Here is a 22,144-nt window from a genome sequence, read left to right as displayed (position 1 = left end):
TACAGACGGCGGGCGCGATCATGCTGTTTTGTTAGCATCGTCGGGTCGTTCGCCAGTGGTGTCGCGGACGCATCGTCCGGAGGGAGCTCGATGCCGCAGCGGCTCCCCTCGTCGCCGCCCATCCTGCCCGGGCTCGCGTACATCCGTCCCCTCGGCTCCGGTGGCTTCGCCGACGTCTTCCTCTACGGGCAGGACATGCCCCGCCGTGACGTGGCCGTGAAGGTCCTGCCCAGCGACGTGCGAGATGCCGATCTGCTGCGCATGTTCAACGCCGAGGCCGACGTGCTCGCTCACCTGTCGGCCCACCCGTCGATCGTCACCGTCTACCAGGCGGGGATCTCGGCCGACGGTCGGCCCTACATCGTCATGGAGTACTGCCCGGGCTCGCTCGCCCAGCGTTTCCGGGTGGAACGGATGCCGCTGGCAGAGGTGCTGTCGATCGGCGTGCGCATGTCGGGGGCGCTCGAGTCGGCGCATCACGCGGGCCTCATCCATCGCGACGTCAAGCCGAGCAACATCCTCGTCACCACCTTCGGCGCCCCCGTGCTCGCCGACTTCGGCATCTCCTCGTCGCTGGTGCGGCAGGGCGCCGACGAGATGCTGGCGATGTCGGTGCCGTGGAGCGCGCCCGAGGTCGTCGCCGAGCAGACCGCGGGAACCGTCGCGAGCGAGGTGTGGAGCCTCGGGGCGACCGTGTACTCGCTGCTGGCCGGACACAGCCCGTTCGAACGCCGCGAGAAGGGGCAGAACTCGCGGGAGCAGCTGCGCCGACGCATCGCACGGGGGTCGTACACCGACGTCGCCCGTGCCGACGTCCCGGCGGGCCTGCAACGGGTGCTCGCGCGGTCGATGTCGCGCAACCCCTCCGATCGACACGCCAGCGCGCGCGAGTTCGGCGAGGCGTTGCAGACGGTGCAGGCCGAGATGGGCCTGCCCGCGACGCCCCTCGAAGTCCCCGCCGCAGAGTGGGCGCCCGCCGCCCGTGCGGTCGACTTCGCCGACGGAACACTGCGAGGACCGGCCCGCTCGCATATCGAGCGCGAGGGCGCGCGCAAACACCGCGCCTCGTCGGGGGTCGCCGGCTACGCCCGCGACGAAGACACCGACATCGCCGCACCCGCGTCGAAGACGTTCCACCCGCTGCCCTGGGTGCTCGCGGCGGCCACGGCCGTGACGGCGGGCGCCGTCGTCGTGGCGGCCCTTCACGCCACGGGCGTGCTCCGATGAAGCGCAGCACCGTCGCCGGCCTGACCGCCGCCGTGGTGTCGGCGGCGCTGGTGGTGACGGCGAGTGTCGTCTGGCCCGGGCTCGACGCGCAGCAGACGCCCGAGGTCGACACCTCCGTCTGGGCGCTGCAGACGGGCGACGGCCAGCGCTACGCGCGCGTGAACACCGCCGTCGGCGAGCTCGACACCGTCCGCACGGCGGGCAACCCCAGCCAGGTGGCTCAGTCCGGCGACGGCGCGTACCTCTTCACCGACAGCTACAGCAAGCTCACGCGCATCGATGAGGCGTTGCCCGTCGATCTGCAGGAGGAACAGCTGCAGGCCGCCCCCGACACACCGCCGGGGACCACCTCCGTCGTCACCGCCGGCGACTACGTCGTGTACCGCACCGATGCCGGGGCGCTTTTCGCCGGACGACTGAGCCGCGCCGATCAAACGGCCGTCGAGCTCGACCCCTTCGGTGCCGAGGGTGACGACGACGAGACCGCCTACGCGGCCGATGCCGTCACCCTTGATGACCGGGGGATGCTGTTCGCCTACTCATCGGCTGACTCATCGGTCCTGCGCTACGACATCGAGTCCGATGAGGTCCGGGGCCGCGACGACCTCGACGCCGACGTCACGTCGCCCGTCATCTCGGCGGCGGGCGATACCTGGGTGCTCGTCGACGCCGAAGCCGGGCGCGTGTGGGTCCGGGGTGGCGATCCCGTCGACATCGAGACCGGCGACCAGGTCGTGGTGGGTGATGCCGACCCCGACGCCCGTGCCGTCTACGTGGCCGACGATCAATCATTGTGGACGATTCCCGCCGACGGCTCCGCGCCCCGGCGCGAAATGGGCGGCGGGGGCAATGTGCTGGGGCAACCCGCACGACCGGTCTGGCATCAGGGGATCGCCTACGCCGCGTGGCTGCTCCCGGGCGAAGCGCGCGGCACGCTGTGGCGATCCGACCAGGGCGAGACCGGTCTCGATTACGGCGGGGCGACGATGCCCGACCAGCGCCGACCGGTCTTCGTCGCCACCGCGCACGCGGTCATCCTGAACGAGACGCGCACGGGCTGGGTGTGGACGGTGCCCGACGGCTCGCTCGTCCCCTCGAGCCAGAACTGGTCGCTGGACGACCGGACCGAGCAGACCGCGGTGCAGAGCGAGGAGCAGCTCAGCGTCGTGCTCGACCCGAAGCCGCCCATCGCCGAACCGGATTCGTTCGGGGTGCGTCCGGGGCGCCTCGTCACGCTTCCCGTCCTGCTGAATGACCACGACCCCAACGAAGACGTGCTGAGCATCGTGGGCGAGAGCGTGACGGGCCTGGATCCCGGCTTCGGGTCCCTCTCTCTGACCGACTCCGGACAGCGGCTCGCGGTGCGGGTCTCGCCGACGGCCGTGGGCAGCGCGACCTTCACCTACGCGGTGACCGACGGCACCGCCGCAGAAGGGCTGACGTCCGCGCCCACCACGGTCACGCTCGCCGTGTCACCCGCCGACGGCAACGCGGCGCCGGTGTGGTGCGGTGTCACGGCCTGCCTGCAGCCCTGGCCCACCCCTGAGGTCGCCCGCGGAGGCACCGTCACCGTCCCCGTCCTCTCCGGCTGGGTCGACCCCGACGGCGACCCGCTCCTCCTGCTCTCCGTCGACAACCCGGGCGGCATCGGCACCGTCGCCGCCACGCCCGGCGGCGACATCGTCTACCAGCACGCCGACGACGGATCCGGCGGCGAGCAGAACGTCGAGCTCGACGTCACCGTCGCCGACACCCGAGGGGCGACGACCACGAAGCCCCTCCTCGTTCGCGTGGCGCCCGACCCGGCGCTCTCCGTGCAGTCCTTCGCCGTGGTCGACACCGTCGATTCCTCGATCTCGGTCGACGTCGGCCCCCACGTGACCGGCACCGCGGGTGACATCTCGCTGGCCTCCGTTCGCGTCGTCGACGGCGCGGCGGCGACCGCCACGGTCATCGGCGGCAGCACCGCCTTCGAGCTCACCGCGGCGCAACCTGGTGTCTATCGCGTCGACTTCACCGTCAACGGAGGAGGCCGCGACGCGAACGGGACGGCGCGCATCACCCTGCTGCCCGCCGATGCCCCGGCGCAGTTGTCCACCGCCCCGGTGGTGGCCTTCGTCCGGCCGCAAGAAGATGCGACCCTCGATGTCTTCCGCGCCGTGTCCAATCCGACGGGACGGGTGCTGCTGCTGAGCGAGGTGGACGCCGACGCCGCGGAGGGCGCGTCGCTCTCCGTCGACACGGTGGGCCAGAACGACCTCCGCGTCTCGGGGAGCACGGCCGACGGCGCGGCCGGCCTCCTCGGTACGGTGGGCTACACCGTCAGCGACGGCACCGACGACGAGGGTTCGCAGGTGACGGGGGAGGCGACGGTCTACCTGCTGCCGCCGGCGCCCGAGATCGCGCCAATCGCCGTCAACGACACCGTGACCGTCCGCGCCGGCGCGCAGATCGACATCCCCGTGCTCGACAACGACATCTCGCCCGCCGGCGGGCGTCCCACGCTCGATCCCTCGAGCGTCCGGGCCACTCCTGCCGCCGACGGTCTCGCCTTCGCATCCGGCGGTCTGCTCCGTTACCTGGCGCCGACGACGCCGGGCGCCTACGAGGTCTCGTACCGCGTCTCGACGACCGGGACGCCGTCGCTGTGGGACGAAGCGACGGTGCGCATCACCGTCCTCGGCGACGAGGCGAACCGCGCGCCGCTCCCGGGCACGCTCGAGGGGCGTGTGCTCAGCGGCGGGACGACCACGGTCGACTTCGACGCCTTCGCGGTCGACCCGGACGGCGACGCCGTGACGCTCGACCGCATCGTGACGCAGCCCGAGCGGGGGACGGCATCCGTGTCGCCCGACGGGGCATCGATCCTGTACTCCTCGCTCCCGGGAGACCGCGGCCAGGTGTCGCTGCGCTACCGCGTGTCCGATTCGGCGGGCGCCACAGGAGAGGGCACCGTCCGCATCGGCGTGCTGGATGCCGAGGCGAACCCGAGCCCCATCACCTTCACCGACTACGTGCAGGTGCAGGCGGGCGCCGACCGCACGGTGCGTGTCAGTCCTCTGGCGAACGACATCGATCCCACGCAGGGCCGTCTGACCCTCAGCGGCGTGCGCCCGGATCTCCCCGAGAGGCTCGTCGACGGCAGCGACAACCCGGAATACGAGCGCCTCGACGGCTTCATCGGCTCCGTATCCGACACCGCCGTCGTCCTCCGCGCGGGTGAGCAGCCGGGCACCCTGTCCTTCCTGTACGACGTCGCGTCGGATTCCGGCAACACCGGCCGCGGCCTGATCGTGGTGAAGGTCGTGCGCGAGAACGTGCCCGACTACCCGGTCGTCACCGACACGGTCTTGACGGTGGAGAATCGCGACGACTTCGCCGCCGGTGTCGACGTGATCTCCGGCAGGGCCACGTGGTCGGGTGGCGAGGTCAGCGACCTCGACGTGGCACTGTGGGGTGATCCGGTCGACGTCCGGCTGGAAGGCCGGCGCATCTCCGGCGCACTCCCGGCGACGCGCCGGGTCGTTCCGTTCGCTGTCACCGGTCGCGTGGGTGACGCCGATGTCACCACGTACGCCTTCCTCCGGGTGCCGGGCGACGACGATCTGAGCCTCTCGCTCCGACCGAACGCGGCACAGCGCGTCGACGAGGTCGCATCCGTTTCGTTCGATATGGCCTCTCTGGTCGCCCTCCCTCGCCGTGCGACGCTCGAGGTCGGCGCCGACGTCACCTCCACGGGCGTTCGAGCCGAGGGGCGATGCACGGTCGCGGGTTCCGTCGTCACGTACGACGCGGGCAGCGGCTCGCCATGGACCGACGCGTGCCGCGTCCCCGTCCGGGTGGCGGGCAGCGAGGAGTGGACGATGTTGTCGGTGCCGATCGGTGTCGTCGCCCGCAACCCTCAGCCCGAACTGCGGCCGGGCGCGCTCACGGTGGGTCCGGGGGAGACGGCCACCTTCGACCTGCGCAACATGACGTCCTGGCAGCTCGGCCGCGAAGACGCGGGGGGCGTGCGCTACGCGCTGGAGTCCTCGGGCTCGGCCTTCTCGGTGTCGCTCGACGGATCCGTCGTGACCGTGACGGGCGACGACCGCGCCCTGCCCGGGACCGAGAACGCCGCCGTCGTGTCGATCACGAGCCACGAGGCGGTGGCGCCGGCGCGTCTCGTGCTGCGCGTGGGCGCCGCGCCCTCGACCCTGCCCCAGGGAGGCACCACGTCGTCGCAGTGCTCCCAGGGCGCGGGAACGAGCTGCACCATCGAGGTCATCGGGATCCCGGGTGAGGTGAACCCCCTTCCGCGAACGCCGCTCGAGGTCGTGGCGGTCAGACCGACGGCCAGCTGCACGGGCGTGAGCTTCTCCGTCGCGTCGCCGACCAGCGTCGCAGCGTCGTGGAACGACGACACACCGGGTGCATCGTGCAGCGCCGGCGTGACCCTCCGCGATGCACAGGGACGAACGACCGCGTCCACCCGCGATGCCCGCGTCACCCTCGACCTGCTGGGCTACCCCCGCACCCCGGCGAGCGTGCGGCAGACCGCCTTTGCCGACGGGTCCCTGACGCTGCGCGTCGATCCGGGCGAGTCGGGACGCGCGTACCCGGGCCTCTCCGGCTTCACGGTGCGCACGGGCGGACAGACCGTGGGCCAGTGCGCGCCCGACGGATCGTGCCCGCCCATCTCGGCCCCGAACGGAGAGCAGCGGGAGTACGTCGTGACCGCGGTCAACGCCGTCGGCGAGTCCCGGGGAGCGGTGCGCACGACCGGGTGGGCTTACCGTCCGCCCGCCCAGCCGCGCGAACTGGCTTTCACCCCGGTGCAGACCGGTGGCGAGGGCAATGTCGCCGACCTGTTGATCAGCGGCGTCGACGGGTCGGAGACCGGCGCGCTCGAAATCTCCAGCCCGGTGGGACAGACCGTCCGCGTCGATGTCGGACGCAACCAAGACGAGGTGCAGGTGCGCCGGTTCGTCGTCGGGTCCAACACCGCCACCAGCATCACGATCCGCCCGATCTCGCGGTTCACCCTGCCGCCGGGACTCGGCGGAGCATCGAACGGGAGCGAGCTCGTCGGCACCGCGCACGGTGTGGGCGTCGCGCAGAACCTCGTTCTGAACCTCACGTCGCGTTCGACGGGCGACCAGCAGTCGACCGTCGTCGCCGAGGGCTCGGCCCAGCCCAACGGCACCGATGTCGAGCTGAAGTACGACATTTCGGAGGGGCGGTCCCGGTGCCAGCCGTCTTCGGATTCCGCGCGCGAGGAGTTCCCGAAACGCAACGACGGCGAGAGCTACGACTACACACTCTGCGTCGAGACGTTCTTCCGGGGCGAGTCCTACGGAGCGGTCGGCGTCAAGCAGAGTCTGAACGTCGCGCAGAACGACGCCGCCCCGGAGGGCTACACGTTCCGCGTCAACCCCGATGCAGAAGTCAAGGACAACACCGCGCGCTGGTTCTTCGATCGCAGGATCGAGGCGGGCACCCCGCCGCCGCGCAACAACACGGTCGTGTACGACAACTGGGGTCCCGGATCCACCGTCTTCGGTCGCGACCCCAACATCCTCGTGTACTTCCAGCACGATGTGTGGGACACACGGTCTCAGCCCGGTCTGGTGAAGCCGGCCCAGGGCAGCGCTCCGTACCAGGTGCAAGCGTCGTGGAGCATCGCCAGTTGCGAGGGTGGCGGCCGACTCGTCGCAGAGGTCACGACGACCGACGGCGCGGGCATCGTGACCCCCATCTACGGCAACGTGGTGTACCGGGATGCGACTGGGACGCAGCTGCCGACGAACCCGGAAGACCCGACCCTCGTCCCGGTCGGCGCGACGACCGTCGACCGCGTCGGCGTCACGGTGGCCTGGTCCGATCCGGGGTGGAATCTGAACCCGAAGACCGTCGAGTTCGCCGGCACCTGCCGACCCGGCACGTCGAACCCCTGATTCCGAGCCGTCCCGGCATCCCTCCCCTCACAGCCAAGGAAGACGACATGACGATCACCCAGGAGCAGGCCACCTGGTTCTCCCAGACCTTCTCGCAGATCGCCGACAACGTCGAGCGCGCCGTCCTCGGGAAGCGTCACGTCGTCGAGCTCGTGCTGACGGCCATGCTCAGCGACGGTCATGTGCTGCTCGAAGACGTCCCCGGCACGGGCAAGACGTCGCTCGCGCGCGCCGTGGCGCAATCCGTGCAGGGCACGAACACGCGCATCCAGTTCACGCCCGATCTGCTGCCGGGCGACATCACCGGCATCACCGTCTACGACCAGAAGACCGGCTCGTTCGAGTTCCACACCGGCCCGATCTTCGCCAACATCGTGCTCGCCGATGAGATCAACCGCGCGAGTCCCAAGACCCAGTCGGCACTGTTGGAGGTCATGGAGGAGGGCAGCGTCACCATCGACGGTGTCTCGCGTCAGGTGGGGGTGCCGTTCCTCGTACTGGCGACGCAGAACCCCGTCGAGCAGGCCGGTACCTATCGTCTCCCCGAGGCGCAGCTCGATCGGTTCCTCCTGCGCACCTCGCTCGGGTACCCCGACCACGCCGCAACCGTCCGCATCCTCGACGGAGCGGCGGTCGCCACCGCCGAGCTGCGCGCCATCATCACCCCGCAGGCACTCGTCGGCATGGCCGACCTCGCGGCATCCGTGTACGTCGACGCGCTCGTGCTCGACTACATCGCCCGTCTCGTGGATGCGACCCGAACGGCCGACGAGGTGCGGCTCGGCGTCAGCATCCGCGGCGCTCTCGCCCTGACCCGGGCGACGCGTGCCCGAGCGGCCGCGAAGGGCCGCACCTACGTGACTCCCGACGACGTCAAAGCCCTCGCCGTCGCGGTGCTCTCGCATCGCCTGATCCTCCACCCCGAGGCCGAATTCGACGGGGTGACCCAGGAGGCCGTGATCGGCCAGGTCCTGCTCGACACGCTTCCGCCCACGCAGCGCGAGAGCGCGTGACGATGGCCCGTACCCCGACGGCCCATCCGGCGACGGGAGGTGACGCGTGCCCGATGCCGATCTCACCGAATCGCGCCTGACACGAACGTCTGCCGGTACGCTGCGGACCGGCTCGCGCACGTCGGTCACCTCGACGTCGGTCCGCCGTCAGCGCCGGATGGTGCGCGCCGTGGTGCGGGCGACGGAGCTGTGGCGGGCCCTCACCGACGCCGTCGTGACGGCCGCGCGGTGGGCTGGTCGAACGGTGCGCCCGGCCGGCGCCGTCGTGGTCGCCGCGGCCACGATCGGGCTGATCCTCGGCGTCGTGTTCGGATGGGTCGAGTGGATGGTCGCGGGGGCCGCCGCGCTCCTGCTGCTGGCCATGAGCGTGCCGTTCCTCTTCGGCGCCCGCGCCTACGACGTCGACCTCACGCTGCAGCACGAGCGCGTGGTCGCCGGCCACGGCGTGACGGGCCAGGTCGTGGTGCGCAACGACGCTGCGCGCGCCGCCCTGCCCGGGCGACTCGACATCCCGGTGGGGCGCGGGCTGGTCGAGTTCGGCGTGCCCTTCCTGCGTCCGGGACACGCCACGACCGAGCCGCTGCAGATCCCTCCGCTGCCCCGCGGCGTCGTCCGGATCGGTCCTGTGACGACCGTGCGGAGCGACCCGGTGGGGTTACTGCGGCGCGAGCACGCTTTCGACGACGTGCACGACCTCTTCGTGCACCCGCGCACCGTCGCCCTCCCCTCGACCAGCGCCGGTCTGATCCGCGACCTCGAGGGGAGCGCGACGCGTCGCCTCGTGGATGCCGACATGTCGTTCCACGCAATCCGCGAGTACGTCCCCGGCGACGCGCGCCGCCAGGTGCATTGGAAATCCACCGCCAAGACCGGGCGTCTCATGGTCCGCCAGTACGAGGAGTCCCGCCGCTCCCGCATGGCGGTCGTGCTCGCCGCGGCGACACCGGAGTATGCGGATGCCGATGAGTACGAGCTCGCCGTCTCCGCGGCCGCCTCCCTGGGCCTCCGCGCCGTTCGCGATGCCCGCGACGTCGACGTCGTCACCGGTTCCGAGATCCCCCGCGTGGTGAAGGGGCGCCTCCGCGCGATCCGCCACCTTCCAGTGGTGTCGCCGCGGGCGATGCTCGACGGCTTCAGCGGCCTCGATCGTCACGACAACACCATGCCCGTAGAAGACGTCTGCCGACTGGCGTCCGAGGCCGGCGAACGTCTGTCGATCGCGTTCGTCGTCGTGGGTTCGGCCGTGCCCCTGGCGCGCCTGCGGCAAGCGGCCCTGGCCTTCCCCGTCGACACCGCCGTGGCGGCCGTGATCTGCGACGAACGCGCGCACCCGCGCATGCAGAGCGTGGCGGGCCTCACCGTGCTGACCATCGGTACGCTCGACGACCTGTCGGGGCTGCTGGTGCGGGGGGCGGCTTCGTGAGCGCGCGCCGTGGTGCGCGCGCAAAGGCGGGTGGTCGCGAGCCGTCGGCAACGCCCCGCCTGGCCGCAGGCGCGATCTACACGGCGGTGTGCGTGGTCCTCGCCGCGGTCGCCGCGTGGCCGGTGTACGCGACGGGCGCGTTCCTCCTGCTCGTCGTGGTCTCCGCCGTCGTTGCGGCGGGGGTCGTCGCCCTCGTCTCCCGGCGAGCCGGGGGAGGGTGGGCGCTCACTGCCGCGCTCGCGGCGGCTTTCGCCGTGCTCGCCGTCCCTGTGGGGGTGCCTTCGCGGATGGCCTCGGTCCCCGAGGGGATCAGGGGCCTCGGCGAGGCCTTTGCCGGCGTCGTCGTCGCATGGAAAGACCTCGTCACCGTCGACCTGCCGGTCGGGGCCTACCGCAACCTGCTCGTCCCGGCGCTCGTCGTCTTCCTCGTGGGCACGGCGGTGACGCTCGCACTCTCGGTCCGCTCCGACCGTCGAGCACTCGCCGCCGTGATCCCGGGCTCGGCCATGATCGGGTTCGGCCTGTTCTTCGGACGCAGCGCGACGAGTGCTGCGCTGTCGCTCGGGCCGGTCGAGGTCGCGGCGCCGGTCGAGACGGCGGTCGGGCTCGGAGCGCTCCTCGCAGCGGTGCTGTGGCTGGCCTGGCGCGCCCGCGATGAGCGTGTTCGCGCGCTGTCGAGGGCGAGCGCCCGGTCGGCCGTGAATGTCGGGCGGGGACCGTCGCCGGCCGACCGCCGACGAGCAGCCCTGGGCGTCGCCATGCTGGCCGTCGCGGTGGTCGTGACTGTGGCCGTCGTCCCCTGGGTGGCGCGCGACGCCGACCGTCGGGTTCTCCGGTCGGTGGCCGGACCCGACCGGCAGATCGCCGAGGCGGTGAGTCCGCTCGCCGCTTACCGCGCCCTGTTCTCCGACGCCCGCTCCGACGACGTCCTGTTCCGCGTCACGAGTCCCGGGGGCGCCGGCGCCGGCGAGCTCCCCGAGCGCATCCGCATCGCAACCCTCGACACGTACGACGGCGAGATCTTCCGCGCGTCCGGCGATTCGGGGGGAGGCTTCGTCAGGCTGCCGTCGTCCCGCGACGCCGGCGAAGGCCGTGCGGTCGACGCCGACGTCGAGATCGTGGACCTCGGTGGATTGTGGATGCCGACGGCCGGGCGTTTGTCGGGGGCGACGTTCGAGGGCGACCGTCGGACGCTGCTCGCCGATCGGTTCTACTACAGCGCCGACGCACAGGCCGGCGTGCAGATCGCCGATGGCGGCTTGCGCCCGGGCGACCGATACCGCCTCGACGCCGTGGAGCCCGCGGGTGCCGACCTGGGGTCGCTCTCGCCCCCCGGTGACTCCGCCGGGACAGCCGGCGGCGACAACCTGCGCCGGTGGGTGGAGCAGAACGCCTCGGGGTCGGGCGGGGCGGCGCTACAGGGGCTCGTGCAGCTGCTGCGTGAGCGCGGCTATCTCAGCCACAGCCTCGCCCTCGAGGGATCCGCCCCGCCGAATTGGGCGGAGGACTTGCCGGGTTACCGACTCCAGCCGAGCGCCTCGGGCCACTCGATCGCCCGTATCGACCGCATGTTCGAGCGACTTCTGGAACGCGAAGACGATCCGCGCGCCGCCGCCTCCGACAACTTCGTCGCCGCGGTCGGCGATGACGAGCAGTTCTCGGTGGCGACGGCGCTCATCGCCCACGAACTGGGTTTCCCCGCCCGCGTCGTCGTGGGGGCGCGCGTGAGCTCCACCGACACCTCGCTCTCGACCTGCGACGCGGGGGAGTGCCGCGCGCGCGATGTGACCGCCTGGACCGAGGTGCAGGGCTCCGACGGTCGCTGGACGCCGGTCGACGTGACACCGCAGTGGGAGAAGTCGCCGAGCCTGGAGGTTACCCAGCAGCAGGACCCGGAGAACGTCACCGAGGTCCGGCCCGACACCGCCGAAGAGGTCGTCCCGCCCGAGCCGGTGCAGGAGGACGATGCGCTCGATGACGACGAGCGCGCCGACGACGGTGTCGATCTCGCCTGGCTGTGGGCGCTCGCGCGGATCGGCGGAATCGTGCTGCTCCTGCTCCTCATCGTGTTCGGCCCGTTCCTGACGGTCATCGTCGCCAAGCTGCTGCGCCGGCGCGGCCGTCGACTCGACCCCGACCCGCGCTCGGCCATCGCCGGCGGCTGGGACGAGTACGTCGACTCCGCCCTCGATTCCCGACGTACCCTGCCCCGCGCACCGACCCGTCGCGAAGTCGCCGATGTCCTGGCTACCCCCGGCGGAATCCGTCTGGCCGACGATGCGGATCGGGCGGTGTTCTCGCCGGGTGCGGTGACCGCTGACGAGGCCGCGGCCTTCTGGCGCATCGTCGACGAGGAACGGCGGGCCCTGCGGAGCCGCCAGAGCATGTGGCAGCGGGTACGCTCCGCCGTATCGTTGAGATCGTTCCTGGGGTTCCTCGCCCCGGGCCGTCGGCGGCGAAGGCCGCCGCACCGCGACGAGAGGGGGAAGCGTTCCACCGTCCAGGTGGAGCGCGACACGACATGACCGATTCGACGATGGTGATTCTCGGGATGACGTCGCTCGCGCTCGTCGTGGTGCTGTACGTCTGGTTCGCACTCGCCCTGGCGGCGATGTTCCGCAAGATGGATGAGCCGGCGTGGAAGGCCTGGGTGCCGGTCCTGAACGTCGCGACCGTGCTCCAGCGGGGTGACTTCTCGCCATGGCTGGTGCTGCTGAACGTCGTGCCGCTCTTCGGCGCGATCGCCTTCGTCATCGTGTTCGTCGTCGCGGTTCACCGCATCACGACAGCCTTCGGCGGCGGTACCGGGCTCACGGTGGTGGGTGCGCTGTTCCCCGTCGTCTGGGCCAGCATCCTCGGGTGGGGCTCGGCGCGGTGGTCGGGCCACGAGGGCGTCGGTCGTGTCGAGGAGCGCTCCGGCCCGTTCCGGCGCGGCACTGACGAGGCGCCGATCTACGTCCCGCTGGTGGGCGGATGGACCCCGGATGCCGCGGGCGCATCGGACGCGTCGGGCTCGGCGCTGAGCCGCTGGACTCCGGATGCCGACGGCGCGACGAAGGCGCCGAGCTCGGCACGGAGCCGCTGGACCCCGGATGCCGCGGGTGTCACGGAGGCGCCCGGGCCCGAGCGTGGAGCGGGGCCGTCCGTCCCCCTGTCCGAACCGGTCGTGATGCCGTTCGCCGCGCCGTCCGTCTCGCTGGCCGATGCGGTTCCCTCGCCCGCCGACTGGTCGCCCCCCGCCGATCCGGCACCCGCACTCTTCGTCGATCGCGACCGCGGCGACGACGATGCCGGTCCCGGACGAGCAGACGCGGCGCCCGACAGGTCGGTGTCGGAGGTGCTCGACGCGCTGCGTCACGACCCCCGTCGCGGCTCGGGCGGTCTCCGACGCGGTCTCGCCGTGGACGCGCTCCAAGGCATGTCGGACCCGCGAGTCGAGACGACACCCCCCGTCACGGAAGGGGCGTCGAGCATCACCTCCGACTCGATCGTCGGTGAAGCGGTCGAGGGCCGGGAATCCCTCGCCTCTCCGAGGCGCGAGCAGCCTGACGACCACGACGGGACGGGCGCGGATGCCGAGCCGCCCGTCGCCCCGTGGGTCAGCCCCTCCCGGCGATCGCAGCGATCCGGCGGCGAGCCCACGGTGCCGATCGCCGACGTCCCCCTCACGCGCCCCTCGCCCGAGCCCGGGGCGGCCTCGCGACCGTCGGTCGTCTCGCCCGGCGAGGAGTTCCCCGAGCTGTCCGAGGCGGTATCGGCTGTCGCCGAGCTGCCGGAGGCGGGGTCCCCCCGGTCCGCCCGCACGTCCGTGTCGACCCTGTTCACGCAGTCCGAATTGCCCGCCATCGCCGACGACGATGTCGACGCGCTCGATCGCACCGTCGTGACGCGTCGCAAGCGCATCCCGTGGATGCTGGTGCCGCCTGCGGGTGCGCCGGTCGCCCTGACGTCGGGAGTCGTCATCCTCGGGCGACGGCCGGGGCCGGATGCCGAGCACCCGGACGCGCAGCTCATCGCGATCTCGGATGAGACGCGGACGGTCTCCAAGACCCACGCGCGCCTCCAGCTGCGCGGAGAGGTCTGGTACGTCACCGACCTCGATTCGACGAACGGCGTCCTGTTCGCCACGCTCATGGGCACCGAGGTCGAGGCGCCGCCGGGGGAGGAGATCGAGGCCGGAGAACGGTTCTTCCTCGGTGACGCGGAGGTGCGATTGACGCGGAGCGACGCGTGAACGATCCCGACGGACACGACGACGACCCCGACGGCGTCACCCTCTGGTCCGGACGCCTGCGCGCGTGGCCGGCCGCGCCCGAACCCGACGGTAACGAGGACGACACGCTCAGTGCGCGTCGGACGACCTCCGGCGGCGGCGCGCCGCCGTCGCGCGCCGCCGAGAACGATGAGAGGCCGCCGTCGCACGGCGACACCGCGTCGCGCGCGGCCCGGCGCGGTGATGCCCCGCTCCCGCCGCCCGCGCTCGCCGACCAACGGCCCCCGTCCGCGCTCGACGACGTCACGGCGCCGTCGGTGCTCGATTCCGACACGGCGCCGTCGCGCTCACGGACACCGCACGCGGGGGCGGGGTTGTCGCCGCCGGGTGACACGTCGACGATCCCCGCCGCGATCGACGGGAGTCTGCCCGCGTCCGTCGCCGACACCTCGACGGTCCCGCGCGCGGGTGTCGAGCCGCGTCTGTCCGCATCCATCGCCGACACCGAGGAAGACTCCGGCCCCCGCGGCATCCGGCCGGTCGTCCCGGTCGTCGACGGAGAACCGCCGGCGCAGCGCGAGGCCCGATCGCCGGTCGCGCTTCGTCGGGAGTCCTACGCGCCGCGCGTAGACGAGCCCGCACGGGTCGCGCGAGCCTCCACCGGCGGCGCGGTCCGATCGAGCGACGCCGCGCTCGTCCACCCCCGGCGGTCGCCGGGCCGGGTACGTCTCGTGGTCCTCGCAGCCGCGGTCGTCGCCGTCGTCGCGCTCGCAGCGGTCGGCGTCGCACTCCTTCTCGGGTAGGGCGCGGGCATCCGGCAGCTCCCGGTGCGATCGCTGTCGCGAATGTTTGCCGCACCCCGGGAGAACGCGTATCATTGAGCGGGTGTGCGTTCACGCGCGCCGTGCGTCATGCCCTCGGGCGTGCCACGCGGACCAACGCTCGCACCATCTCAGGGATCGGCCTGCGAACAGGTCGCCCCCACGGCATATCCACCACGAATCGCGCCAGATCATTCTGTCGCGGGGCGGATCACACGTGAGCCCGACACGTCATGAATCGAAAGATGAGCGACATGCCGGGGGAGACACGACGCTGTCACCGTGCAGCACCCTGGGTGAGACCGAGAGGGACCACCCAGCCAATCAAGGAGAGAACGTGCCAACCATTCAGCAGTTGGTTCGCAAGGGCCGCTCGCCGAAGGTCTCGAAGACCAAGGCTCCCGCGCTGAAGTCGAACCCCCAGCAGGCCGGCGTGTGCACCCGCGTGTACACGACGACCCCCAAGAAGCCGAACTCGGCGATGCGCAAGGTCGCTCGTGTGAAGCTGCGCAACGGCACCGAGGTCACCGCCTACATCCCCGGCGAGGGCCACAACCTGCAGGAGCACTCGCTCGTGCTCGTCCGCGGTGGTCGCGTCAAGGACCTCCCCGGTGTCCGTTACAAGATCGTCCGCGGTGCACTCGACACCCAGGCTGTCAAGAACCGTAAGCAGGCTCGTAGCCGCTACGGCGCGAAGAAGGGCTGACTCAGATGCCTCGTAAAGGTCCCGTCACCAAGCGCCCGGTCGTCAACGACCCGGTCTACGGTGCTCCGATCGTCAGCCAGCTGGTCAACAAGATCCTCGTCGACGGTAAGAAGTCGATCGCAGAGTCGATCGTCTACACCGCCCTCAAGGGTGTCGAGGCGAAGAACAGCCAGGACGCCGTCGCCACGCTGAAGAAGGCGCTCGACAACGTCCGTCCCACCCTCGAGGTCAAGAGCCGCCGCGTCGGTGGCTCGACCTACCAGGTGCCCGTCGAAGTCAAGCCGCACCGCGCGAACACCCTCGCGCTGCGCTGGCTCGTGAGCTACGCCAAGGGTCGTCGTGAGAAGACGATGACCGAGCGTCTGCAGAACGAGATCCTCGACGCCTCGAACGGCCTCGGTGCCGCGGTCAAGCGCCGCGAAGACACCCACAAGATGGCCGAGTCGAACCGCGCCTTCGCGCACTACCGCTGGTAACAGCTCCCACTTCGACGGGCTCGGGCGGCCGACCCGGCCCGCGAGCCCGTCGAAGTTCCCACGACATCCGCCACCACACGTAAGGACATCCCGTGGCACAAGACGTGCTCACCGACCTCACCAAGGTCCGCAACATCGGCATCATGGCGCACATCGATGCCGGCAAGACGACGACGACCGAGCGCATCCTGTACTACACGGGAACCAACCACAAGATCGGCGAGACGCACGACGGCGCCTCGACGACCGACTGGATGGAGCAGGAGCAGGAGCGTGGCATCACGATCACCTCCGCTGCTGTCACGTGCTTCTGGGACAAGAACCAGATCAACATCATCGACACCCCCGGGCACGTCGACTTCACCGTCGAGGTGGAGCGCTCCCTGCGTGTGCTCGATGGTGCTGTGGCCGTCTTCGACGGCAAGGAGGGCGTCGAGCCCCAGTCCGAGACGGTCTGGCGTCAGGCCGACAAGTACAACGTCCCCCGCATCTGCTTCGTCAACAAGATGGACAAGCTCGGCGCGGACTTCTACTTCACGGTCGACACGATCATCAACAAGCTGAAGGCGAAGCCGCTCGTCATCCAGCTGCCCATCGGCGTCGAGAACGACTTCATCGGTGTCGTCGACCTCGTCGAGATGCGCGCGCTGGTCTGGGCCGGCGACGCCAAGGGCGACGTCACCATGGGTGCCAAGTACGACATCCAGGAGATCCCGGCCGACATGGCCGACGTCGTCGCGAAGTACCGCGAAGAGCTCCTCGAGACGGTCGCCGAGACCGATGAGGAGCTTCTCGAGAAGCACTTCGGTGGCGAAGAGCTGACCGTCGCCGAGATCAAGGCCGCCATCCGCAAGCTGACGGTCAACTCCGACATCTACCCCGTGCTCTGCGGCTCGGCGTTCAAGAACCGCGGTGTGCAGCCCATGCTGGACGCCGTCATCGACTACCTGCCGTCGCCCCTCGACGTGCCGGCCATCGAGGCGCATGACCCGAAGAACGAAGAGACGATCATCGAGCGGCACGCCGATCGTGAAGAGCCCTTCACCGCGCTGGCCTTCAAGATCGTCACGCACCCCTTCTTCGGTCGTCTGACCTACATCCGCGTGTACTCCGGTCACCTCGACTCGGGCGCGCAGATCGTCAACTCGACGAAGTCCAAGAAGGAGCGCATCGGGAAGATCTTCCAGATGTACGCCAACAAGGAGAACCCGGTTCCCTCGGTCACCGCCGGCCACATCTACGCGGTCATCGGCCTGAAGGACACCACGACCGGCGACACCCTCTGCGACGCGCAGAACCAGGTCGTCCTCGAGTCGATGACGTTCCCCGAGCCCGTCATCGAGGTCGCGATCGAGCCCAAGACCAAGGCCGACCAGGAGAAGCTGGGTCTGGCGATCCAGAAGCTGGCCGAGGAAGACCCGACGTTCCGCGTCGAGCAGAACAACGACACGGGCCAGACCGTCATCAAGGGGATGGGCGAGCTGCACCTCGACATCCTCGTGGACCGCATGAAGCGCGAGTTCAAGGTCGAGGCCAACGTCGGCAAGCCGCAGGTCGCGTACCGCGAGACAATCAAGAAGACCGTCGAGCGTCACGACTACACGCACAAGAAGCAGACCGGTGGTTCGGGTCAGTTCGCCAAGATCCAGTTCGCGCTCGAGCCCCTCGAGGTCACGGCCGACAAGATCTACGAGTTCGAGAACAAGGTCAGCGGTGGTCGTATCCCCCGCGAATACATCTCGCCCACCGACCAGGGCTTCCAGGACGCCATGAACGTCGGCGTGCTCGCCGGCTACCCCATGGTGGGCGTCAAGGCGATCCTCCTCGACGGCGCATCGCACGACGTCGACTCCTCGGAGATGGCGTTCAAGATCGCCGGCTCCATGGGCTTCAAGGAAGCGATCCGCAAGGCGAACCCCGTCATCCTCGAGCCGCTCATGTCGGTCGAGGTGCGTACTCCCGAGGAGTACATGGGCGACGTCATCGGCGACCTGAACTCGCGTCGTGGGCAGATCCAGTCGATGGAAGACGCCCAGGGTGTCAAGGTCGTGCGGGCACTCGTGCCGCTGTCCGAGATGTTCGGCTACATCGGCGACCTGCGCTCGAAGACCTCGGGCCGTGCCGTCTACTCGATGGAGTTCGACAGCTACGCCGAGGTTCCTCGTGCCGTGGCCGACGAGATCGTCCAGAAGAACAAGGGCGAGTAACACCGCTCTCATGGATGCCGGGAACCCGGGTTCCCCCGCGGTTCCCGGCATCCACTCAAACTGAATACCGACTCTCTAGTAATCTGAGAACCATCCCCGCGAAGAACCGGTCGCAATCCAGTGCCCGAGACCTCGCAACCAACGTCCTGAGGAGGACCCAGTGGCTAAGGCCAAGTTCGAGCGGACCAAGCCGCACGTGAACATCGGAACGATCGGTCACGTCGACCACGGCAAGACCACGCTCACCGCTGCCATCTCGAAGGTGCTCGCCGACAAGTTCCCGTCGGCCACCAACGTTCAGCGTGACTTCGCGTCGATCGACTCGGCGCCCGAAGAGCGTCAGCGTGGTATCACGATCAACATCTCGCACGTCGAGTACGAGACCCCCAAGCGTCACTACGCTCACGTCGACGCGCCCGGCCACGCCGACTACATCAAGAACATGATCACCGGTGCCGCTCAGATGGACGGCGCGATCCTCGTGGTCGCCGCCACCGACGGCCCGATGGCTCAGACCCGTGAGCACGTTCTGCTCGCCAAGCAGGTCGGCGTGCCCTACCTGCTCGTCGCGCTGAACAAGAGCGACATGGTCGACGACGAGGAGATCCTGGAGCTCGTCGAGCTCGAGGTCCGCGAGCTGCTCTCGTCGCAGGACTTCGACGGCGACAACGCCCCCGTCGTCCGCGTCTCGGGCCTCAAGGCTCTCGAGGGCGACGAGCAGTGGGTCAACGCCATCGTCGAGCTCATGGAAGCCGTCGACGAGTCGATCCCCGACCCGGTGCGTGACAAGGACAAGCCGTTCCTCATGCCCATCGAGGACGTCTTCACCATCACCGGCCGTGGCACGGTCGTCACGGGTCGCGCCGAGCGCGGCACCCTCGGCATCAACTCCGAGGTCGAGATCGTCGGCATCCGCCCGACGCAGAAGACCACGGTCACCGGTATCGAGATGTTCCACAAGCAGCTCGACGAGGCCTGGGCCGGCGAGAACTGTGGTCTGCTCCTCCGCGGCACCAAGCGTGACGACGTCGAGCGCGGCCAGGTCGTCGTGAAGCCCGGTTCGGTCACCCCGCACACCAACTTCGAGGGCACGGCGTACATCCTGTCCAAGGAAGAGGGCGGCCGCCACAACCCGTTCTTCACGAACTACCGCCCGCAGTTCTACTTCCGCACGACCGACGTGACCGGCGTCATCACGCTGCCCGAGGGCACCGAGATGGTCATGCCCGGTGACACCACCGAAATGTCGGTCGAGCTCATTCAGCCGATCGCCATGGAAGAGGGCCTCGGCTACGCGATCCGTGAGGGTGGCCGCACCGTCGGCGCCGGCACGGTCACGAAGATCGTCAAGTAAGTCTCAGCGACTTCACTCGGCACAGGCCGGGCCTTCGGGCCCGGCCTTTGTCGTTCCCGGACGACGCCGGAGCCGCGGGGCTTCCGCTTGCGGTCGCGCGCACTCCACAATGAACGGGAGGTCGGCACCCTTGCCGACCCGGTCATGAGGGAGACGTAATGAGCGGCGTGGACGACATCATCGCGAAGGGCAAGAAGCTCCTCGACGACAACCGCGACAAGATCGAAGAAGCGCTCAAGAGCGAAAAGGCCGAAGAGGTCAGCGACAAGGTGCTCGACGGTGCCGCGGAAGCGATCAAGAAGATCGTCCCGGCCGAACAGCACGGCAAGGTCGACGAGGTGCGGGCCAACGTCGACAAGAACATCGGCAACGCCTGAGCCCGATCGACGACGGCGCTGCTCCCGAACGGGAGCGGCGCCGTCGGCGTTCGCGGCTTCGAATTCTGGGCAAACGCCGCACGCGACACGCCCGGGTTTGCGACACGCCCGGCGGGTCCGTAGACTAGTCCAGTTCCACATTCCGGCGTGCGCTCGGCGCGCGCCAGGATCACTGTCTCGGCAGTGCACAGGCGGCGCGTGAGCGCAGGGTCCTGGGCCGCGGGCAGCAGAACACACACCGAATCCCCTCATCCCCAACGGGATTCGCACGCGTGCGTGCGAGGGGCGGGCCGGATGCCAAGGCGTCCGGTTTGACAGCTGAACAGCGGTGCAGCATCTCTCGCGTGAGCGAGGGGAAGTGCCAGGGTGCGTCAGCACCACCGTGCGTCCAATGCCCCAGGTCGGGTAAGACGCGAGAAAGAGAGAGAGCAGACAATGGCGGGACAGAAGATCCGCATTCGCCTGAAGTCGTACGACCACGCCGGGCTGGACTCGTCGGCGCGCAAGATCGTCGACACCGTGACCCGTGCCGGCGCCACCGTGGTGGGCCCGGTTCCCCTTCCGACCGAGAAGAACGTCGTGTGCGTCATCCGGTCGCCCCACAAGTACAAGGACAGCCGCGAGCACTTCGAGATGCGCACCCACAAGCGCCTCATCGACATCATCGACCCGACGCCCAAGGCCGTCGACTCGCTGATGCGCCTCGACCTCCCGGCCGATGTCAACATCGAGATCAAGCTCTGAGGTTCGACATGGCTGACATCAACTCCAAGATCTCCAAGGGCCTCCTCGGCACCAAGCTCGGTATGACCCAGGTGTGGGACGAGAACGGCAAGCTCGTTCCCGTCACCGTCATCGAGGTCGCGCCGAACGTCGTGACCCAGCTGCGCTCGCTCGAGAAGGACGGCTACAACGCCGTTCAGATCGGCTACGGCCAGATCGACCCCCGCAAGGTGAACAAGCCCCTGACGGCTCACTTCGACGCCGCCGGTGTCACCCCGCGCCGCCACCTCACCGAGGTCCGCACCGCGGATGCCGCCGACTACGCGCTGGGCCAGGAGCTCACCGTCGACGGCCTCTTCGAAGCCGGTCAGCTGGTCGACGTCGTCGGCACCAGCAAGGGCAAGGGAACCGCCGGTGTCATGAAGCGTCACAACTTCAAGGGCGTCTCCGCTTCGCACGGTTCGCACCGTAACCACCGCAAGCCCGGCTCGATCGGCGCCTCGTCGACTCCGAGCCGCGTCTTCAAGGGCATGCGCATGGCCGGCCGTATGGGTGGCGAGCGCGTGACCGTCCTCAACCTCACGGTGCACGCCGTCGACGCCGAGAAGGGACTCATGCTCGTCAAGGGCGCCGTCCCCGGTGCTCGTGGCCGCATCGTCTACGTCCGCAACGCAGTGAAGGGTGCCTGAACATGGCTGACTCGACTCTCGCGCTCGACGTCGTGAAGGCCGACGGCAACAAGGCTGGCTCGGTCGAGCTGCCCGCCGCGCTCTTCGACGTCAAGACGAACATCCCCCTCATCCACCAGGTCGTCGTGGCGCAGCGCGCCGCGGCTCGCCAGGGCACGCACTCGACCAAGCGTCGTGGCGAGGTCTCGGGTGCCGGCCGCAAGCCCTTCAAGCAGAAGGGCACCGGTAACGCCCGTCAGGGCTCGATCCGCGCGCCGCACATGACCGGTGGTGGCATCGTCCACGGGCCCAAGCCCCGCGACTACAGCCAGCGCACCCCCAAGAAGATGATCGCCGCCGCGCTCCTGGGCGCGCTGAGCGATCGTGCTCGTGGGCAGCGTCTGCACATCGTCGACAGCTTCGCCATCAAGGGTGCTCCCTCGACCAAGGCCGCTGCCGCCGCGCTCAAGGCTCTCGGTGCCGTCAAGAACGTCCTCGTGGTCATCGACCGCGACGACGAGCTGACGATCAAGAGCGTGCGCAACCTCGCGTACGTCCACGTGCTGACCGTCGGCCAGCTGAACACCTACGACGTGATCGTCTCCGACGACATCGTCTTCACCAAGGCCGCCTACGACACGTTCGTCGCGTCGAAGGCTGCGGCCACCGAGGAGGTCTCGGCATGACCACCGTCAACAAGGACCCGCGCGACATCATCCTGAAGCCGGTCGTCTCCGAGAAGAGCTACTCGCTCATCGACGAGGGCAAGTACACCTTCCTGGTGGACCCCCGCGCCTCGAAGACCGAGATCAAGCTCGCGATCGAGAAGATCTTCAGCGTCAAGGTGGCCTCGGTCAACACGATCAACCGCGTGGGCAAGGCCCGTCGCACCCGCTTCGGCATCGGCAAGCGCAAGGACACCAAGCGCGCCATCGTCTCGCTGAAGTCGGGCACCATCGACATCTTCACGTCTGTCGGCTGACGGTCGGGATAGAGGACA

General features: G+C 69.6%; 16 protein-coding genes. All 16 read left to right on the top strand.

Annotation, left to right across the window (positions count from 1 at the left end; all coding sequences use genetic code 11):
- Window positions 1-90 precede the first annotated feature (90 nt).
- Window positions 91-1,227: a serine/threonine-protein kinase gene (locus tag ASF76_RS14795; RefSeq protein ID WP_055959353.1), complete on the top strand. Its 1,137-nt coding sequence runs from the start codon at window positions 91-93 to the stop codon at window positions 1,225-1,227.
- Complete coding sequence (locus ASF76_RS14790) at window positions 1,224-7,163, top strand: Ig-like domain-containing protein (RefSeq protein ID WP_055959351.1); 5,940 nt, start codon at window positions 1,224-1,226, stop codon at window positions 7,161-7,163. Before ASF76_RS14795 ends, ASF76_RS14790 begins: the two co-directional genes overlap by 4 nt.
- Before the next feature lie 47 nt (window positions 7,164-7,210).
- Window positions 7,211-8,176 (top strand): AAA family ATPase, encoded by a 966-nt coding sequence (locus ASF76_RS14785; protein ID WP_055959349.1) that lies wholly within the window; start codon window positions 7,211-7,213, stop codon window positions 8,174-8,176.
- A 46-nt stretch (window positions 8,177-8,222) separates the two neighbouring features.
- Window positions 8,223-9,599, top strand: a complete 1,377-nt coding sequence (locus tag ASF76_RS14780) for a DUF58 domain-containing protein (protein WP_055959347.1) — start codon at window positions 8,223-8,225, stop codon at window positions 9,597-9,599.
- Window positions 9,596-12,124, top strand: a complete 2,529-nt coding sequence (locus tag ASF76_RS14775) for a DUF3488 and transglutaminase-like domain-containing protein (RefSeq protein ID WP_235561319.1) — start codon at window positions 9,596-9,598, stop codon at window positions 12,122-12,124. Before ASF76_RS14780 ends, ASF76_RS14775 begins: the two co-directional genes overlap by 4 nt.
- Window positions 12,121-13,833 (top strand): FHA domain-containing protein, encoded by a 1,713-nt coding sequence (locus ASF76_RS14770; RefSeq protein WP_055959345.1) that lies wholly within the window; start codon window positions 12,121-12,123, stop codon window positions 13,831-13,833. Before ASF76_RS14775 ends, ASF76_RS14770 begins: the two co-directional genes overlap by 4 nt.
- Complete coding sequence (locus ASF76_RS14765) at window positions 13,830-14,615, top strand: hypothetical protein (protein ID WP_055959343.1); 786 nt, start codon at window positions 13,830-13,832, stop codon at window positions 14,613-14,615. The genes ASF76_RS14770 and ASF76_RS14765 overlap by 4 nt, the downstream gene beginning before the upstream one ends.
- A gap of 355 nt (window positions 14,616-14,970) precedes the next feature.
- Window positions 14,971-15,339: a 30S ribosomal protein S12 gene (gene rpsL / locus ASF76_RS14760; RefSeq protein WP_013584051.1), complete on the top strand. Its 369-nt coding sequence runs from the start codon at window positions 14,971-14,973 to the stop codon at window positions 15,337-15,339.
- 5 nt (window positions 15,340-15,344) lie between these two features.
- Complete coding sequence (gene rpsG, locus ASF76_RS14755; protein WP_055833595.1) at window positions 15,345-15,815, top strand: 30S ribosomal protein S7; 471 nt, start codon at window positions 15,345-15,347, stop codon at window positions 15,813-15,815.
- 92 nt (window positions 15,816-15,907) lie between these two features.
- Entirely contained in the window at window positions 15,908-18,022 is a 2,115-nt protein-coding gene (fusA, locus tag ASF76_RS14750; protein WP_055959341.1) for an elongation factor G, read from the top strand.
- A gap of 160 nt (window positions 18,023-18,182) precedes the next feature.
- The gene (gene tuf / locus ASF76_RS14745) at window positions 18,183-19,376 is read left to right on the top strand and encodes an elongation factor Tu (protein WP_055959340.1); all 1,194 of its coding nucleotides are present in this window, start codon (window positions 18,183-18,185) and stop codon (window positions 19,374-19,376) included.
- Window positions 19,377-19,534: 158 nt separating this feature from the next.
- A complete protein-coding gene (locus ASF76_RS14740; RefSeq protein ID WP_055959338.1) occupies window positions 19,535-19,753 on the top strand; it encodes a hypothetical protein in 219 nt (72 codons plus the stop codon).
- A 435-nt stretch (window positions 19,754-20,188) separates the two neighbouring features.
- The gene (rpsJ, locus tag ASF76_RS14735; RefSeq protein WP_013584016.1) at window positions 20,189-20,497 is read left to right on the top strand and encodes a 30S ribosomal protein S10; all 309 of its coding nucleotides are present in this window, start codon (window positions 20,189-20,191) and stop codon (window positions 20,495-20,497) included.
- Between the two features lie 8 nt (window positions 20,498-20,505).
- A complete protein-coding gene (rplC, locus tag ASF76_RS14730) occupies window positions 20,506-21,165 on the top strand; it encodes a 50S ribosomal protein L3 (protein ID WP_055959336.1) in 660 nt (219 codons plus the stop codon).
- 2 nt (window positions 21,166-21,167) lie between these two features.
- Complete coding sequence (gene rplD, locus ASF76_RS14725) at window positions 21,168-21,830, top strand: 50S ribosomal protein L4 (protein ID WP_055959334.1); 663 nt, start codon at window positions 21,168-21,170, stop codon at window positions 21,828-21,830.
- The gene (rplW, locus tag ASF76_RS14720; protein ID WP_055959332.1) at window positions 21,827-22,126 is read left to right on the top strand and encodes a 50S ribosomal protein L23; all 300 of its coding nucleotides are present in this window, start codon (window positions 21,827-21,829) and stop codon (window positions 22,124-22,126) included. Before rplD ends, rplW begins: the two co-directional genes overlap by 4 nt.
- The last annotated feature ends 18 nt before the right edge of the window (window positions 22,127-22,144 follow it).

It is taken from the genome of Microbacterium sp. Leaf151 (assembly GCF_001424225.1).
GTDB lineage: Bacteria > Actinomycetota > Actinomycetes > Actinomycetales > Microbacteriaceae > Microbacterium.
This window is presented reverse-complemented; position numbering and strand designations above follow the sequence as displayed.